The organism is Arenimonas sp. (assembly GCF_035312645.1).
In the GTDB taxonomy this organism is placed as follows: domain Bacteria; phylum Pseudomonadota; class Gammaproteobacteria; order Xanthomonadales; family Xanthomonadaceae; genus Arenimonas.
Genome location: NZ_DATGBO010000108.1, coordinates 1 through 15870, shown reverse-complemented (window position 1 = coordinate 15870; position 15870 = coordinate 1). Strand labels below are relative to the sequence as shown.

Below are 15870 nucleotides of genomic sequence, written 5' to 3'. Positions count from 1 at the left end.
GAATACTTGACGGTGAAGGAAGCGAAATCGCGGTCGGCGATCTGATTGAACGGCGTGCCACCGAAGAATGCGCTATAGCTCATATCGAACACCACCTTGTTGAGGTAGTTGGCTTCGATTCCCACGGTACCGGACTTGCGGCCTTCGAGGAAGTTGCCGCCCGGACCCGGGGTAATGCCCTTCACGTCATGCGCAAACGCGATACGCGGAGACAGCGTGATCGGCGTACCGAAGGCGCTGTTGTAATCAGCCTTGGCGGCGATGCGATAGCCCCACGAGAACTGCGTCGGGAAGCCGTCGTGCAGGGTCTGCGGATTGCGCAGGCCGCCACGCGGACCCTGGTTGGCGAGCAGCGCCTGCAGCGGCACCGGACCCACGCCGGGGATGGTCGAGTAGGTGTAGTTGCTGACATCGAAACCGCCACCGGTATCGGTGCCTTCACCTTCGTAGCGCAGCACGGATTGGTCGGGCAGATCCCAGACTTCGGTCGCGCCGATTTCACCGACGAGGGCGATCTGATCCGCACCCAGCACCTGGCTGAAGGCCTTGGTGAAGGTCATCTGCAGCTGCGAGACCTTGTTGCGGCGCCAGCCGCGCACTTCCTGGCCGAAAGCGAAGTTGCCGAGCTGGCTCTGGAACTTCAGCGCCTGCGGCGGAATGCCGACGTTGAGCGGGGTCAGACCGGCGAACAGCAGTTCGACGTCATCGAGCTGCAGCGGCATGTTCGGACGATGGCTGATTTCACCCTGCCAGGCGACGCCGCCAGGCAGCGTGGTGTTCCAGCTCAGGCCGTACATCTGGATGTCTTCCGGATATTCGACGAAGAAGCGACCGCTGTTGGCCGACGTGGTGGTGACCGCGACGCCCGACAGCAGCGGCAGGCGGCTGTGGTAGTTCAGGAAGTAAAAGCCGAAATCGGTGTTGCCCCAGTTCTCGGCGAACCAGTGCACAGCGAGGCCGTACTGGCCCTTGTTGCTGGCGTTGCGGTTGGCGGCGCGCGGGAAGGAGCTGCCGCAACCGATGTTGATGATCTGCGTTGCCGTGGCCACGCCGTACTGCGCGCTGAGGGCGGCGAAGCGATCGCTGTTGGACGCGACCACCGGGCTGACGCCGGGGTTGCAGGTCGCCTGGTAGCGCTCGGGATTGTTGACCGGCTGCGGCGCGACGCCGAAGCCGAGCATCACGTAGGTGCCGCCCGGCGAAGCGAAGTCATTGGAGCTGAAATAGGTGCCCGAGGGATCGATTTCGGTTTCCTCGAACTCAAGCATGTACAGGGCTTCGGCCGAGAGGTTGTCGGTGAAGCTGAAGGAGCCCCACAACATGTCGATGGGCTGATAAGCCTCCTTCAGCTCGGAACCGGCCACGCGCAGCTTGGACACGTCGACGGGGTTGATGACGTTGATGCCGTTCTGGATGAAGGTGCTCTCGCCCCAGCTCACCACCTGACGGCCGACACGCCAGCTGCCCTTGTGGTCGCCGATGGTGTAGTCGTGGAAGACGAACGCGTCGAGCAGACGGAAGTCCTTGCCCACCTTCTCCTGCGCGGCCTTGGTCAGGTCGTTGCGATCGGTGTTGTCGAAATCATAGAAGTAGTTGGCACGCGCGAAGGCGCCCCAGGTCTTGTACTTGAGGCTGAGCTCGGAAGTGATCTTGAAGGCGTTGGAGAAGGCATCGCCTTCGCCGTACTTCAGGTCGCCGTCATCGCGGTTGACCGAGAAGCGGCCCTTGGCGTTGATCTGGGCGAACGAGCCGGGGACGCCGCCGGTCGAGGTGCAACGACCGGGGCCGGCGGGAATGCCGCCGAGCGGAATGTTCTGGGTGCAGAGCAACGGATTGAAGTTGCTTTTGCCGATCAGGTCGTCGGCGGGCGCTTCGGTGCGAATCGAAATGCCGTAGGAAACGGTGGTATCGAGGCTGCCGGTCAGCTCGCCCTTGCTGAATTCAAAGGCCTGAGCGGCCGGTGCAACGAGCAGGGCCACGGCGACAGCGGCGGCCAGCGGTGCACGGGCAAACAGTCCGCGAACAGTTTGTTGGGATTTCATTGCTTCAGGTCCTCTCATCAGGGCAAAACATTCTGGGCGACGTGGAGCTGTTCCATCCGGGGCAATGGACAGTGCTTTTTTGGGTGTCTGGACGAGTAGCTGGCTTGCTCAAGAACTTCCCCGTGCTTGAAGCATTACTCTAACCCGATATTAAAAGTGTGTTATGCCAAGAAGCAATGCTATGGCGTACGGAAAGCGAAATTCTTTTTCGTGCTGCTTAGCAGCATGCAGCGGCTCAGGGCTGGAAAGGTCGCGGAACCAGGTCGAGATCGGCCTCGATCGGCCCGGGATCGACGCTCTGATCGCGCTGCAGGCGCGCCAGAAACCCGCGGGCATTGACCGGCAGGCGACCCGTGGCCTGCCCCAGCCGCAGCAGGAGCCCGAACATCGGCGAAGGAATCCGCCAGATCCGGCTGCCCGGCGCCTGCCGCTCAAGGCTGCGCCGAACCATCGCCTCGAAACTCAGCGCCTCGCTCCCGGGCAGGTCGTAGGCTTTTCCGGCAGTCCCCGGCCGATCGAGACAGCGCAGCACCGCCTCGGCGATATCGTCGACATGCACCGGCTGGCGCAGGCCGCTGGCGTTGCGCGGCAATACCAGCCATCCCCAGCGACGGGCGAAAGCGATCAGCGGGCTCAGGCTGCGGTCGCGGCCGGCGCCATAGATCAGCGTCGGACGCAGCAGGGTGACGGCCGCTTCCGGGTGCGCGAACAGGGCTTGCTCGGCGGCGATCAGGCGCGCAGCGATCACCTGTTCGTCGGGATCGGGTGAGTCGTGCTTGAACTGTCGACTGGTCGAGCCCAGCGCGATCACGCGCACTCCCGCGGGCGCGATCTTGCCGAACCAATCGGCGAACGCATCCAGCGGACCCAGGCTCAGGATCGTGTCGATATCGGCAGGCAGCGCCGGCAATACCGGCAGTGCTGCATGCAACCATTCAATGCCGGCTTCCGCGGGTCGCGCCTGCCGCGTTACCGCCAGCAGGCGGACCCCGCGTGCGAGCAGGCGCGGCTTCAGAGCCTGGCCCACCTGGCCGCTAAGGCCAAGGACCAGGACGCGGCTCATCGAGATTGCGCTTTCGGCAGGGAAACCCACAGCCAGACGAAGCCCACCACCGCGGCAATCAGCGATCCCGACAGGATGCCAACGCGATTGAGCACCAGCATGTCGACGTGCCCGGCCTCGAAGGCGAGCGAGCCGATGAACAGGCTCATCGTGAAGCCGATGCCGCAGAGAATGCTCATGCCATACAGCGACGCCCAGCTCACTTCAGGCGGCCGGCGCGCCAGACCCAGGCCGATCAGCAGCAGCGCCGATCCGAAAATGCCGATCTGCTTGCCCGCGAACAAACCCAGGGCCACGCCCAGCGGTACCGGCGCGGCAAGACTGGCCAGGCTCAGGCCCGCCAGCGGCACGCCGGCATTGGCGAAGGCGAACAGCGGCAGGATGCCGTAGGCCACCCAAGGATGCAGGCCGTGTTCAAGGATTTCCAGCGGCCGGTGCTGGCCATTCTCTTCGGAACCGCGACCCGACGACAACGGAATCGTGAAGCCCAGCGCGACACCGGCCAGCGTGGCGTGCACGCCGGACTTGAGCATCGCGACCCAGAGCACCGCGCCGATCAGCAGGTAGGGCGACAGCCGCAGCACGCGCAGGCGGTTGAGCGCGATCAACGCGAGCAAGGCCAGCGCGGCGACGGCCAGCGCCGGCAACGACAGGTGATCGGTATAGAAGAACGCGATGATCAGGATCGCGCCGAGATCGTCGGCCACCGCGATCGCGGTCAGCAGCAGCTTCAATCCCATCGGTACGCGTGAACTCAGCAACGACATCACACCAAGCGCGAAAGCGATATCGGTGGCGGCTGGAATCGCCACGCCGCGCATCGCCAGCGCATCGCCGCGATTGATCAGCGCGTACGCCGCCATCGGCATCAGCATGCCGCCGAGCGCGCAGACCAGCGGCAACGCGATCTGCCGGCGATCGGAAAACTGCCCTTCAACAACCTCGCGCTTGAGCTCGAGCCCGATCAGCAGGAAAAAAATCGCCATCAGCCCGTCGTTGATCCACAGCAACAACGGCTTGTCGATATCGAGCGCACCGATGCGCAACTGCACCGGCAGATCGAAGAAGGCATGGTAATGCGGCGCCAACGGCGAATTGGCGGCGATCAGGGCGAACGCCGCGGCGAGCACCAGAAGGATGCCGCCGGACGATTCCAGTCGCAGAAAATCGATCAGCGCCGCGCGCGCACGCTGCATCGGCAACACGCGCGTAACGGGCTCAGCGCCAGGCAAGGAACAACTCGAAGCCGAGCCAGGCCAGGAACAACACGACGAGCACGCTGCCCTCGCGTCGGCTAACGCGCAGATCGCCGGCAAGGATCGGATACAGCGCGAGCACGAATGCCATCGCTGCCGGCAGTTCGAAACCGGTGAACGAGACTGGCACCGACAACGGCTTGAACACCGCCATCCCGCCGACAACGAACAAGAGATTGAACAGACTTGCGCCAATCACCTGACCAGCAACGACATTGGCATGGCCACGTCGCGCCGCGAGCACGGCCGTCACCACTTCGGGCAGGGCGGTGCCGATCGCGACCACCAGCAAGCCGGTCAGCATCGAACCGAAGCCCAGCGCCAGACCGATCACCGGGGCGTGCACGACCACCAGCTGCGCGCCGAAAAACAGCACCGCTGCCGCCATCACAAGACGGATCAGGTTCTGCACCAAGCCGGTACGGGTCTCGGCGAACTCGGTGAGCTCGCGCTGCACATCGGCACTCTCGTGACGGCCGCGCGCGAACTGGAAAACCATCATGCCGACGAAGCCGAGCAGCAGCACGCTGCCTTCCCAGCGCGCGATCTGGTGATCGAGCGAAAAGAAAAACGTTGCGCCGGTCGCGACCAGCAGGAACACCACTTCCGCAGCAAGCAGGCGCATGTGGATCAACAAGGGCGCGGCGAGCGCGGCGACGCCCAGCGTCAGGCCGATATTGACGATGTTGCTGCCGATCGCATTGCCCAGCGCGAGGTCGCCCTGCCCTTTGGCGACGGCATAGGCGTTGACGGCGAGTTCGGGGATCGAGGTCGCCACCGCCACCAACAGCAGCCCGGCCTTGAACGGCGACCAGCCCAGGCGCTGCGCCAACCCGGACGCGCCCTTGACCACGGAATCGCCGCCGAGCAACAGCAGCACCAGACCCAAGACGAAGAACCCGATGCTGCCTGCCATACCCGTTCCCCTTGCCCGCGATTATTTCTTCTTCGGAATATACAGGTCGGTGATGCTGCCTTCGAAGACCTCGGCCGCCATGCCCACCGACTCGCTGAGGGTCGGATGCGGATGGATGGTGTGGCCGATGTCGCCGGCCTCGCAACCCATCTCGATCGCCAGCGCGATCTCGGTAATCAGGTCGCCGGCATGCACGCCGACGATGCCGCCGCCGATCACCCGGTGCGTGGCTTCGTCGAAGATCAGTTTGGTGAAGCCTTCGGTGCGGCCCAGACCGATCGCACGGCCCGACGCCGCCCATGGGAATTTCGCCACGCCAACCTTGAGGTTCTTCTGCTTCGCTTCGGTTTCGGTGACGCCGACCCAGGCCACTTCCGGATTGGTGTAGGCCACCGAAGGAATCACCCGCGCCACCCATTCGCGCTTTTCGCCTGCTGCGACTTCCGCCGCGAGCTTGCCCTCGTGCGTTGCCTTGTGCGCCAGCATCGGCTGGCCGACCAGGTCGCCGATCGCGAAGATATGCGGCACATTGCTGCGCATCTGCGTGTCGACTGCGATGAAACCGCGATCGCTGACCTGCACGCCGGCCTTGTCGGCGCCGATCTTGCCGCCGTTCGGCGAGCGTCCCACCGACACCAGCACGCGATCGTATTTCGTGTTCGTCGGCGCCTTCTCACCCTCGAAGGTGGCGTGCAGCGCTTCCTTCTTCGCCTCGACCTTCACGACCTTGGTGGAAAGATGCACAGCCACGCCGCGCTTCTTCAACAGGTCCGCAAGTGGCTTGACCAGATCGACATCCGCGCCCGGCATCAGCTGATCCATGAACTCGACCACGGTGACCGCGCTGCCCAGCGCCGAATACACGCAGGCCATTTCCAGACCGATGATGCCGCCACCGACCACCAGCAACTGTTTCGGAATATCGGCGAGCAGCAAGGCATCGGTCGAATCCATCACGCGGGCATCGTCCCAGGGGAAGCCTGGCAGTTTCACCGGCTGCGAACCGGCGGCGATGATGCACTGGTCGAAGCGCACAAGCTTCCTGCCTTCGGCGGTCATGACTTCGATTTCATTGGCGGACACGAAGCTGCCGGCGCCGGTCAGTGTGCGCACCTTGCGCGCCTTGGCCATGCCAGCCAGACCGCCGGTGAGTTGCGCGACTACCTTGTCCTTGTGCGCGCGCAATTTGTCGAGATCGATTTTCGCGGCGCCAAAATCCACGCCGTAACTGCTCGCGTGCTTGGCTTCCTCGATCACCTCCGCCGCATGCAGCAAGGCCTTCGAGGGAATGCAGCCGACATTGAGGCAGACGCCACCGAGTTGCGCGTATCGCTCGATCAGAACCACATCGAGGCCAAGATCAGCAGCGCGGAATGCCGCAGTGTAGCCACCGGGCCCGGCGCCGAGCACGACGAGTTGGCAGTCGATGTCAGCTTTGGCGCCCGATGCCGGCGCGGCTGCCGAAACAGCCGAGGTTTGCTCCCCTCTCCCACCGGGCGAGGGCTGGGGCGAGGATGCGTCCGAAGCGGCAGGCTTCGTCGCAGACGCGCCCCCGCCCACGACGGGAGAAGCGGGCGTTGCGGCAGCGCTCGCATCGGCGCTCTCGAGAACGGCGATCACCTGCCCTTCCGACACCTCATCGCCTACTTTCACTTTCAATTCTTTCAACACGCCGGCCATGGACGACGGCACTTCCATCGTCGCCTTGTCCGATTCGAGCGTGACCAAGCCCTGATCCTTGGCAATGCTGTCGCCCGGCTTGACCAACACTTCGATCACCGGCACGGCCTTCATGCCGCCGATATCGGGAACCTTGATTTCGACAATCGTCATCGTGCGTCCTCAGACCAGCAGCCGGCGCAGATCGCCGAGCACTTGCGCCAGGTAGGCGGTGAAACGCGCCGCGGCGGCACCGTCGATCACGCGGTGGTCGTAGCTCAGCGATAGCGGCAGCATCAGACGCGGTGCAAATTCGCTGCCGTTCCACACCGGCTTGGTCAGCGATTTCGACACGCCGAGGATCGCCACTTCCGGGGCATTGATGATCGGCGTAAACGCAGTGCCACCGATACCGCCCAACGAGGAGATCGAGAAACATCCGCCCTGCATCTCGGCAGGTCCAAGCTTTTTCTCGCGCGCCCTGGCACTGATCGCAGCGAGTTCGCTCGAAAGTTCAAACAGACCTTTGCTTTCGCAATCGCGCAGCACCGGCACCACCAGTCCATCGGGCGTGTCGACGGCGATGCCGATGTGGAAATATTTCTTCAGTACCAGATTATCGCCATCCAGCGAGGCATTGAACTGCGGATACTTCTTCAACGCCGCGACCACCGCCTTGATCAGGAACACCAGCGGCGTGACCTTCACGTCTTTCTGTTCTTCTCCGAGCTTCTTGCGGAAGGCCTCCATCTCGGTGATGTCGGCTTCGTTGAACTGCGTAACGTGCGGGATGCTGACCCAATTGCGGTGCAGGTTGGCGCCGGAAATCTTCTTGATGCGCGACAGCGGTTGGAGTTCGATCGCGCCGAATTTCGCGAAGTCCACCTGCGGCCAGGGCAGCAGGTTCAGGCCGCCGCCGTTGCCGGCGCTGGTCGCGGCGCCGCCGGCGATGACCTTCTTGACGAAGTTCTGCACATCTTCCTTGCTGATGCGGCCGCCGCGCTCGCTGCCGCTGAGCTGGGCCAGATCGACGCCGAGTTCGCGCGCGAACACGCGCACCGACGGACTCGCATAAGGCACCTTGTCGGGCATCAGGCCATCGGCGGCGAAAGCGACCGGCGGGCTGCGTGTGCCCGAAGAAACATTCGCGGGAGTCGCGCTTGCTGCCGCAGAAACGACAACCGGCGCGGGCACGGCGGGAGCAGTTGCGGGCGCGGATATCGGCGCTGCCGGCTTTTCAGCGACAGGCGCCGCCACCGCTGCGGTCGTCGTCGCATCGATCGCCTCGATCATCGCCACCAGTGCGCCCTCGGCGACTTCATCGCCAACCTTGAGCTTGAGTTCGCGCACGATGCCAGCGAACGGCGCCGGCACTTCCATCGTCGCCTTGTCCGATTCCAGCGTGACCAGGCCCTGATCTTTCTTGACGGCGTCGCCGACCTTGACCAGCAACTCGATCACCGGCACGTCCTTGCTGCCGCCGATGTCCGGTACGCGCGCTTCTTTGAGCTCCGCCATGGGATTCCCCGCTTCCTGCAAGACAAGGCGGCTATTGTGGCCCGAGTCGTGGTCGCGGCCAACCTTCGCCAGGGCATGGTGCGTGCGCTGCCGCGGGTGCAGGGCGGCATTCGGGCAAAAAAAAGCCCTCCCGGGGAGAGGAGGGCTGGGGAAACGGCATCGAAGCCGTGTTTATCAAGGTGCTTCTTTTTTTGTTTCTTTCGAGTCAACGCTCAGCAATTCCAAGGGTTGACCGCTCGGCAGGCGATAGGTGATCGCGTTGTCGATCTGATCCATGTGGCGCATGCGATCGCACATCGCGTCGGCCAGCGGCTCCAGCGCCTCGGCACGGGCGTTGACGCGCGTGTCGAGCTCGTTGCTCATTTTGTCCATTCGCGCCTCGATCGCCTTGCGTTCGGCGTCGCTGGCGAATACCGCCTTCATCGCCAGGGTCACGGCACTGCCGGTGATCTCGGGTACGTAGTCGCTGAGGATCGGCTGGATGATCTTGCCGACGGCATCGGCGTGATCGTCGCGACTGAACAGGATCGACGGCCGGGAATTGATTTCCTTCAGCGCCTGCATATGCGATTTCTCCAGCTTGGCGACGGTCGCATCGGGGCTGCCGGACATGCCGCGCGCCACTTCGACCAGCGCAGTGAAGGCGATGTCGATCGCTTCCGAGGTCACCTTCTGCACCTGCGGCATCAGCTGTCGCAGCTCGCCCTCGAACTGTCCAACGCGCTGACGGTCATCGGCCGACAACTCGGCTTCACGGCCATCGATGAACAACTTGCCGCCGCCGATCGTGATGCGCGCAGGCGTGCCTCCCTTATCCCGGCTCAACACGAAGGCACTGCGATAAGTGCTCAGCGAATAGCGCGAATCGACATTGCAGCTATGCGTGCTGATGTGCGTGCGATCGCCCGCCTGCGCAACGCCGGCAGCCAGCAGAAGGGCTGCGAACAGGATGGAATGCTTCATCGGGATCTCCGGGCGCGGAAGTGACCGACAGGTTGTCACAGCCGTTGGTTCCCGCAAGCGTGCTATTCGACGCTGTGACTATGGTCATGGTTCGTGAACGCGAAAGGAAAGTTCAGCAATAGCGTTTTCAAGCTCATTGGTGATTCATGGCGTCGCTGCCAGCCTTCGTTCCGCCGGGATGTTCCGGCTCCAATAACATCGATACGGAGAGACCCCCATGGCCCGTAAGCCCCTGCTCTGCTTTGCCCTTCTTGCCACGCTCGCAGCCACAACCGCCAACGCCGAAGGCTTCAAGGCGACGATCGGTTACGAAAATGCGAATCCGAAATCCAGTACCGGCACCTTCGGCGGCGCCTCGTCCGACGTCAACGACAAATGGGGCGCGACCGGCAGCCTCGCCTACAACTTCGATGACAACTGGTCGGCGGAAGTCTGGACCGGCCTTACCCCCTTCAAACACGACGTCGACGTGACGGGTGCCGGCACGGTCGCCAGCTTCAAGCAACGCCCGACCGCTCTCACCGCGAACTACCATTTTCTGCCGAAAGGAAAATTCAACCCTTACGTCGGCATCGGTTATGACTGGGTTTCCGTCTCCGGCGAAAAAGCCACCGGTGCGCTTGCCGGCAACCAGATCAAGATGGGCAATGGCAGCGGCCTGACCTATACGGTGGGCGCGGACGTCGCGATCAACGACAGCTTCTTCGTCCGCGGCAGTGTGCGCAAGCTCAACGCCAGTTCCGATGTCGCGGTCAATGGCATCGCCGCCGGCAAGGCCAACCTCGACCCGCTGGTCTACGGCGTCAGCGCCGGCTTCAACTTCTAAAAAACCCTCCTGACAGTGGACGGCGACGGGGAGTGCAGCGATGCGCTCCCCGTCTTTTTTTGTTGCCCGCATGCATCGGTGATGTTTTTTTGTCGCGGACACGGACAGCCAGTATCCTGTCGACCTGATCATCGGAATCGAGACCCGCCTTGTTCCCTTCCCCGCTGATTCGACGCCATCCGTTCGCCGCCGTGCTCGCGCTGGCGCTGTTTCTCGGCCTGGCCTTCCAGGGCAGCCGCGGCCTGCTTGAGCCCGACGAGGGCCGCTACACCAACGTCGCCTTGCAGATGCTGCACACCGGCGACTACATCTCGCTGCACCGCAATGCCGAGGCCCTGCATTTCACCAAGCCACCGGTGACGTATTGGGCAATCGCCGGCAGCGTCGCGATGCTCGGTTACAACGAATGGGGCGCGCGATTGCCGATGGCGCTGGCTTTCGTGCTCAGCGTCGGACTGGTTTACGGCCTCGGCCGACGCTTCGTTCCCGACAAGCCCTGGCTGCCCGCGCTGATCTACGCCTGCAGCCCGGCACCGTTCCTTGCCACCAATACCGTCAACACCGATTCCGTGCTCGCGGCGCTCGAGACGCTGGCGATGTTCTGCTATGTGCAGGCGCGTTTTCGCGAACAGCCGCGCTGGTGGATCGATGCGATGTGGGCGGCGTTCGGTCTGGCCTTCCTCACCAAGGGGCCGCCGGCGTTGCTGCCGCTGCTGGCGCTCGTCGCTTTCCATTTCACGCATCGCAAGCCTGGACTGTCGCTGTTCCGTCCGCTGGGATTGCTCGGCTTCGCGTTGATCGGTTTCGGCTGGTTCGCCGTAGTGATCCATCGCCATCCGGGACTGCTCGACTATTTCCTTGGTCACGAGGTGTACGCGCGCATCGCTACCGACAAGTTGCGGCGCTTTCCGCAGTGGTACGGGCCACTGATCGTGTACCTACCGACGCTGGTGCTCGGTACGTTGCCTTGGCTGGCGATCGTCGTTTGGAAACGATGGGGACAACCCTTCACGCGCTGGAAGCAACTGCCTGAAGACCAGCGTTTCCTCTGGCTCTGGTTCTTGCTGCCGCTGCTGATTTTCAGCCTCGCGCGTTCGCGCCTGCCGCTGTACGTGCTGCCGCTGTTCGCACCGGTGAGCCTGCTGATGGCTGGCGCGCTGCGTGATCTGCGCTGGTCGACGCTGGGCAAGATCCTGATCGTTGCCTGGGTGGTCCTGTTGATCGCCGTGAAAGGCATCGTCGCGCAGTGGCCATCCGACAAGGATTCGCGCCGGTTCGCCGAGTTGCTGCGGCCGATGCTGCCGGGCAAGCCGCGCGAATTCCTGTTCGTGGAAGACATGAATCGCAACGGCCTGAACCTGTATTTCGATGCCGATATCGAGCGCCTGTCGTTCAAGCCGATGCCGCATCCGATTTCCGATTCCGATTACGACAGCACCGTCATCGAGGAATTTCGCGAACGCGGCGACAGCCACCGCGTCTTCATCATGAAATCGGACATGGAGACCTATTTCCTCAACGACGCCGCCAGGGCCGGCGTGACGCCGGTGAAGCTGGGCGTGCTTGCGCACCTTTCCGGCGATAGCGACCGCGAGCGCGTGGTGTATACGTTGAAGGGCGATTTTCCCTGAGCCGATTGCCGCGATGGCGAAACGCGCCATGCCGCATCTGCAGGCGAACGTCAGGGATGTTCGCTCTCGATGTGCACTTTCTCGCGGCGCAACAGATAGACGCCGCTGGCGATGATGATCGCCGCGCCGAGCAAGGTGTAGCGATCCGGCAAGGTATGCCATAGCGCGAAATCCAGACTGATGCCCCAGGCCAGTGCGCTGTATTCGAACGGCGCGATCGCCGAGGCCTCACCGCGGCGGAACGCTTCGGTGATCGCAATCTGGCCGAAGAATCCGGTCACTGCGATACCCACGATGATCCAGCCATGCTCCAAACGCACTGGCTGCCAGTTCGGCGCCGCCAAGGCACCGGCGCCGATCGAGATCATCACCATCAGCCAGAACACCATGCTGTCGCTGGAATCGGTGCGGCCGATTACCCGCACCGTCACCGACGACACCGCGTAACAGACCGCGGCAATCAGCACCGCCAGACCGCCAATCGTGAGCACGCCGTCGCCGGTCGGTCGCAACACCACCAGTACACCAATCAGGCCAACCACGATCGCGATCCAGCGCGCGGGCTCGACTCGCTCCTTGAGCACCGGCACCGACAGCGCGGTGATCAGCATCGGCGCGACGAAGAAGATCGAATAGGCCTCGGCCAGCGCCAGATGCCGCAACGCGAACGCGAACATCGCCAGCATGCCGATGCCGAGCACGCCGCGCAGCAGATGCAGCGGCCAGCGGATGCGAAAGATGGTACGGAAACCGCCGTTCCAGGCGACGTAAAGACAGACCAGCGGCAACGACGACAGACTGCGCAGGGCCGTGACTTCCAGCGCAGGATAATGCGGCGACAGCAGCTTGAGCCCGGTATCCATCAGCGAGAACAAGGCCGCAGCGATCAGCATCGCGACGATGCCGCGGAAATTCTTGTTGCTTCTCATGACCCAATCATGCCGTGGTCGTGATCCGGAGTCTTCCACTGAAAGTGCAGGTCGCTTTCGCCCAGCGCACTGCCGTTCGGGCCAAACCGGCGCTCGCTCAAGCGCGCGCTGTCGCCTGTCACCAGCAAGATGCTGCTGGCACGCGTGCCGTAATTTTCGCCGACGATGAACGGCGAGGACAGCAGGCGTTCGAGTTCGATACCGACTCCGGTGTCGGGCAGGCGATCGTCATCGGCCTTGCGCGGATCGGCGAGCGCAGCGAACAGCGGCGCGAGATCGGATCCGGAATCACGCGATGCCTCCGCCTGCAGCCACTGTGCCAGCGCTTCGCGCACGCGCGTGGTCTTCGGCCAGGCGGCATCGATATCGCCATTGGACACCGCATGCAGACCCGGCAGGAGTCGCTGTGTGCGGAACGCCGGATGATTGCTCGCGTAATGCAACTCGTCACCGGCGGCGAACAGAAGATTGAAGCGGCCGAATTCCGCGGCGACCGGCGCCAGCAGGTGCAAATACGACTGCGGCGTCATATCACTGTCGACGAAATCCGCGACCAGTGCACCGCGCGAACGCGGCGCTTGTTCCGGCGAGCGGCCGGCGCGCACGTTGGTGACCGCCGCGAAACGTCCGGTTTCGGAAGCGAGCAGCCAGCTGCCGCCCTTGTCCAGATCACGACCGCCGAACACCTGCGGCGCCTCGGCATTGCGCTGTGCCGGCGTGCTGGCGCGCGCATGGAATTCGTCGCGATTGGCGACGAGCACGAGATCGAAGCGCGGATGGCAACGCCAGGCCAGGGCGATGAGGCACATGCGGGTTCCGGGAGCGGTGAGCGGTCGGGGCCGGGCTGTACAGAATGCCGCATGGCACTCACGAACCTGCGACCCCGATCCTCCAACACCCTCATTTGGCTGATTTGACCCGTATGATGTCTATTCCGCCACTAATGGCGGATCCGGACGGGGAGGAAGCTGTCTCCACCCCGGGTCGACCGACCCACCACGGAGTCCGCATCATGAACACCATTCTGACCAAACTCGCTTTCGCCGCCGCCCTGCTCGCCGGCAGCGCCCAGGCCCAGATCGACGACAGCACCGGCCCCGTCTACACCGCCGGCAGCCAGTACACCGCCTCGCTCAACCAGACCAGCGGCCATTGGCGCCTGCTGCCGATCAACGGCCAGGACATCGAGATCGATATCGGCCGCTGCGCCACTGGCGCCACCGTACCCAGCGGCCTGTGGCTGCTCAAGAACGACGGCCACGGCCGACTCGAACTGCTGGCGCCTTCCGATACCGTCCTGCCTGCCGGCGCCGCCGACCATATCGCGCTGCGTACCTGCGACCAGGCCAGCGGCCACGACCTCGCCGTGCCGCAAACCCTGCTCGATCTGCTCGCCGCCAACACCGGCGCCGTCTACGTCCAGAACTGAGGTCGACATGAGCGTGACGAAATTGCCAGGACAGCATTTCCGCCTCGGCATCCTGGCGATCGACGGCTGCATGTTGTCGAGTATCGCCTCGGCGAGCGATTCCCTGCGCGTGGCGCAGAAGCTCGCCGAGATCCGCCATCCGGGCGGAACGCTGCGATTGGAGAGTGTCGTGTTCGGCGCACGCGGCCAGAACGAGGTTTCGACATCGACCGGCCTGACGCTGAGCGGACTGGCTGCGCCGCCCGACGATCTCGACGTGATCCTGCTGCCCGGCATCATGCACGGCAGTCCGCAGGAGCTGATCGAACGCATCAAGCAATTGCAGCCGGAGATCGACCTGCTGCGCGCACAACATCTGCGCGGCGTGACCATCGCCGGCTCCTGCAGCGGTAGTTTCCTGCTCGCCGAATCGGGCCTGCTTGATGGTCATCGCGCGACCTGCAGCTGGTGGTTGGCGACTGCGTTCCGGCAGCGCTATCCGGCGGTGAACCTCGATGCCGAGGCGATGGTGGTCGAGGACGGCGGCATGATGACCGCTGGCGGCGCCAGCGCTATCCAGGCCTTCATGCTGAAGCTGATCGCCCGCGCTGGCGGCAACGAACTCGCGCAGCAGACCGCGCGCATGCTGTTGATCGATCCCGAGCGCCAGAGCCAATCGCCGTACGTGACGCAGGCGTTGATGGAACGGCCGCGCAATTCCCTGTCGGAGAAGGCCGAACAATTTCTCAAGCACGAGTTGCACCACGAAATCAGCGTCAGTGGTTTGGCTGAACACTGCGGCACCAGCGAACGCAGCCTGCTGCGGCACTTCCGCGCCCATCACGGCGTGACGCCGCTCGAGCACATCCAGCATCTGCGTGTGGAGCGAGCGAAGGCATTGCTGGAAAGCACGCACTTGAGTTTCGACGAGATCGTCGAACGCTGCGGCTACAGCGACAGTGCGAGCTTCCGCAAGTTGTTCAAGCGCGCGACCGCGATGACGCCCGGCGATTACCGCGAACGCTACCGGCTGCGTCCGCACTGAAGTGGAATGATCGGTGCGCGCTCAGCTTTCGCGCGCATCGCGGCGCAGACTGCCGAACAGCCAGTCGCAGACCGGATAGGTGATGTTGAAATTCGCGTGCGCCATCAGGCCGTGATCGTGGTGCAGGCGATGCAGCCAGCGCAGGCGCCGCACCAGCGCCTGCCGCGCCAGCCAGTGCTCTTCGGGCAAGTGATAGGCCAGGTGCAGCACTTCGTAGTTGAGGAAATACGCCAGGCCCGAGGCGATGAACAGCCAGGCGACGTTGTTCGACAACAGCCAGGCCAGCGCGAACCACACCGGCACGCCGAACAGCCCGAAGAAGAAAATCACCAGCACCGGCGGAAACAACACCGCACGCAGGTCGCGACGATCGTCGATCAGCATCGCCGCGTCGGTGAAGAAGCGATGATGTTGGCCGGAATGACGCTTGTAGATCAGGCCCAGCCCGCGAAACGGTCGGTGCATCGGAAAACGATGGCCCAGGTATTCGGCGAGATTGGCGTAGGCCAGCGCCAGCGGCACCGTCAGCCATTCCAGCGGCTGCACCGACCGCAACTGCCATAGACAGGCCAGTAACACGATGCTGCCGACGCCGAACGTAAATAGCAGATGCG

The 15870-nt window shown here is 63.7% G+C and carries 14 protein-coding genes; 4 read left to right on the top strand and 10 right to left on the bottom strand.

The features are described from left to right. The 7 genes from VKM35_RS10195 to VKM35_RS10165 form a co-directional block, all read right to left on the bottom strand. The coding region (locus tag VKM35_RS10195) for a DUF1302 domain-containing protein (protein WP_324320912.1) at positions 1-2042 on the bottom strand (2042 nt) is incomplete at its 3' end. A 235-nt stretch (positions 2043-2277) separates the two neighbouring features. After that, positions 2278-3105, bottom strand: a complete 828-nt coding sequence (locus tag VKM35_RS10190; RefSeq protein ID WP_324320911.1) for an SDR family oxidoreductase — start codon at positions 3103-3105, stop codon at positions 2278-2280. Then, a complete protein-coding gene (gene nhaA, locus VKM35_RS10185) occupies positions 3102-4337 on the bottom strand; it encodes a Na+/H+ antiporter NhaA (RefSeq protein WP_324320910.1) in 1236 nt (411 codons plus the stop codon). Before nhaA ends, VKM35_RS10190 begins: the two co-directional genes overlap by 4 nt. Beyond that, the gene (locus VKM35_RS10180; RefSeq protein ID WP_324320909.1) at positions 4324-5277 is read right to left on the bottom strand and encodes a sodium:calcium antiporter; all 954 of its coding nucleotides are present in this window, start codon (positions 5275-5277) and stop codon (positions 4324-4326) included. Before VKM35_RS10180 ends, nhaA begins: the two co-directional genes overlap by 14 nt. 21 nt (positions 5278-5298) lie before the next feature. After that, positions 5299-7110, bottom strand: coding sequence for a dihydrolipoyl dehydrogenase (gene lpdA, locus VKM35_RS10175; protein WP_324320908.1), 1812 nt, complete (start codon positions 7108-7110; stop codon positions 5299-5301). A 9-nt stretch (positions 7111-7119) separates the two neighbouring features. Next, positions 7120-8454 carry a dihydrolipoyllysine-residue acetyltransferase gene (aceF, locus tag VKM35_RS10170; protein WP_324320907.1) on the bottom strand — a complete coding sequence of 445 codons (1335 nt, stop codon included), beginning with the start codon at positions 8452-8454 and terminating at the stop codon, positions 7120-7122. A 174-nt stretch (positions 8455-8628) separates the two neighbouring features. Continuing rightward, positions 8629-9417 (bottom strand): DUF2884 family protein, encoded by a 789-nt coding sequence (locus VKM35_RS10165; RefSeq protein ID WP_324320906.1) that lies wholly within the window; start codon positions 9415-9417, stop codon positions 8629-8631. A gap of 217 nt (positions 9418-9634) precedes the next feature. Between VKM35_RS10165 and VKM35_RS10160 the strand changes: the two genes are divergently transcribed. After that, entirely contained in the window at positions 9635-10243 is a 609-nt protein-coding gene (locus VKM35_RS10160; RefSeq protein WP_324320905.1) for an OmpW/AlkL family protein, read from the top strand. 149 nt (positions 10244-10392) lie between these two features. After that, positions 10393-11874: a glycosyltransferase family 39 protein gene (locus VKM35_RS10155; protein ID WP_324320904.1), complete on the top strand. Its 1482-nt coding sequence runs from the start codon at positions 10393-10395 to the stop codon at positions 11872-11874. Between the two features lie 50 nt (positions 11875-11924). On the opposite strand, the gene VKM35_RS10150 is transcribed toward VKM35_RS10155, so the two are convergent. Next, entirely contained in the window at positions 11925-12803 is an 879-nt protein-coding gene (locus VKM35_RS10150; RefSeq protein WP_324320903.1) for a DMT family transporter, read from the bottom strand. After that, positions 12800-13612, bottom strand: coding sequence for an NRDE family protein (locus VKM35_RS10145; protein ID WP_324320902.1), 813 nt, complete (start codon positions 13610-13612; stop codon positions 12800-12802). The genes VKM35_RS10150 and VKM35_RS10145 overlap by 4 nt, the downstream gene beginning before the upstream one ends. 203 nt (positions 13613-13815) lie before the next feature. Between VKM35_RS10145 and VKM35_RS10140 the strand changes: the two genes are divergently transcribed. Both VKM35_RS10140 and VKM35_RS10135 read left to right on the top strand, forming a co-directional pair. Further along, the gene (locus VKM35_RS10140) at positions 13816-14232 is read left to right on the top strand and encodes a hypothetical protein (RefSeq protein WP_324320901.1); all 417 of its coding nucleotides are present in this window, start codon (positions 13816-13818) and stop codon (positions 14230-14232) included. 7 nt (positions 14233-14239) lie between these two features. After that, a complete protein-coding gene (locus tag VKM35_RS10135; RefSeq protein ID WP_324320900.1) occupies positions 14240-15256 on the top strand; it encodes a GlxA family transcriptional regulator in 1017 nt (338 codons plus the stop codon). A 21-nt stretch (positions 15257-15277) separates the two neighbouring features. Here the strand turns inward: VKM35_RS10135 and VKM35_RS10130 are convergent. Next, on the bottom strand, positions 15278-15870 hold a 593-nt coding region (locus VKM35_RS10130), incomplete at its 5' end, for a hypothetical protein (RefSeq protein ID WP_324320899.1).

Coding starts and splice junctions, on each gene's coding strand:
- VKM35_RS10190 (WP_324320911.1), bottom strand. CDS start 3,105: ATGAGCCGCGTCCTGGTCCTTGGCCTTAGCGGCCAGGTGGGCCAGGCT.
- VKM35_RS10180 (WP_324320909.1), bottom strand. CDS start 5,277: ATGGCAGGCAGCATCGGGTTCTTCGTCTTGGGTCTGGTGCTGCTGTTG.
- lpdA (WP_324320908.1), bottom strand. CDS start 7,110: ATGACGATTGTCGAAATCAAGGTTCCCGATATCGGCGGCATGAAGGCC.
- aceF (WP_324320907.1), bottom strand. CDS start 8,454: ATGGCGGAGCTCAAAGAAGCGCGCGTACCGGACATCGGCGGCAGCAAG.
- VKM35_RS10165 (WP_324320906.1), bottom strand. CDS start 9,417: ATGAAGCATTCCATCCTGTTCGCAGCCCTTCTGCTGGCTGCCGGCGTT.
- VKM35_RS10160 (WP_324320905.1), top strand. CDS start 9,635: ATGGCCCGTAAGCCCCTGCTCTGCTTTGCCCTTCTTGCCACGCTCGCA.
- VKM35_RS10150 (WP_324320903.1), bottom strand. CDS start 12,803: ATGAGAAGCAACAAGAATTTCCGCGGCATCGTCGCGATGCTGATCGCT.
- VKM35_RS10145 (WP_324320902.1), bottom strand. CDS start 13,612: ATGTGCCTCATCGCCCTGGCCTGGCGTTGCCATCCGCGCTTCGATCTC.
- VKM35_RS10140 (WP_324320901.1), top strand. CDS start 13,816: ATGAACACCATTCTGACCAAACTCGCTTTCGCCGCCGCCCTGCTCGCC.
- VKM35_RS10135 (WP_324320900.1), top strand. CDS start 14,240: ATGAGCGTGACGAAATTGCCAGGACAGCATTTCCGCCTCGGCATCCTG.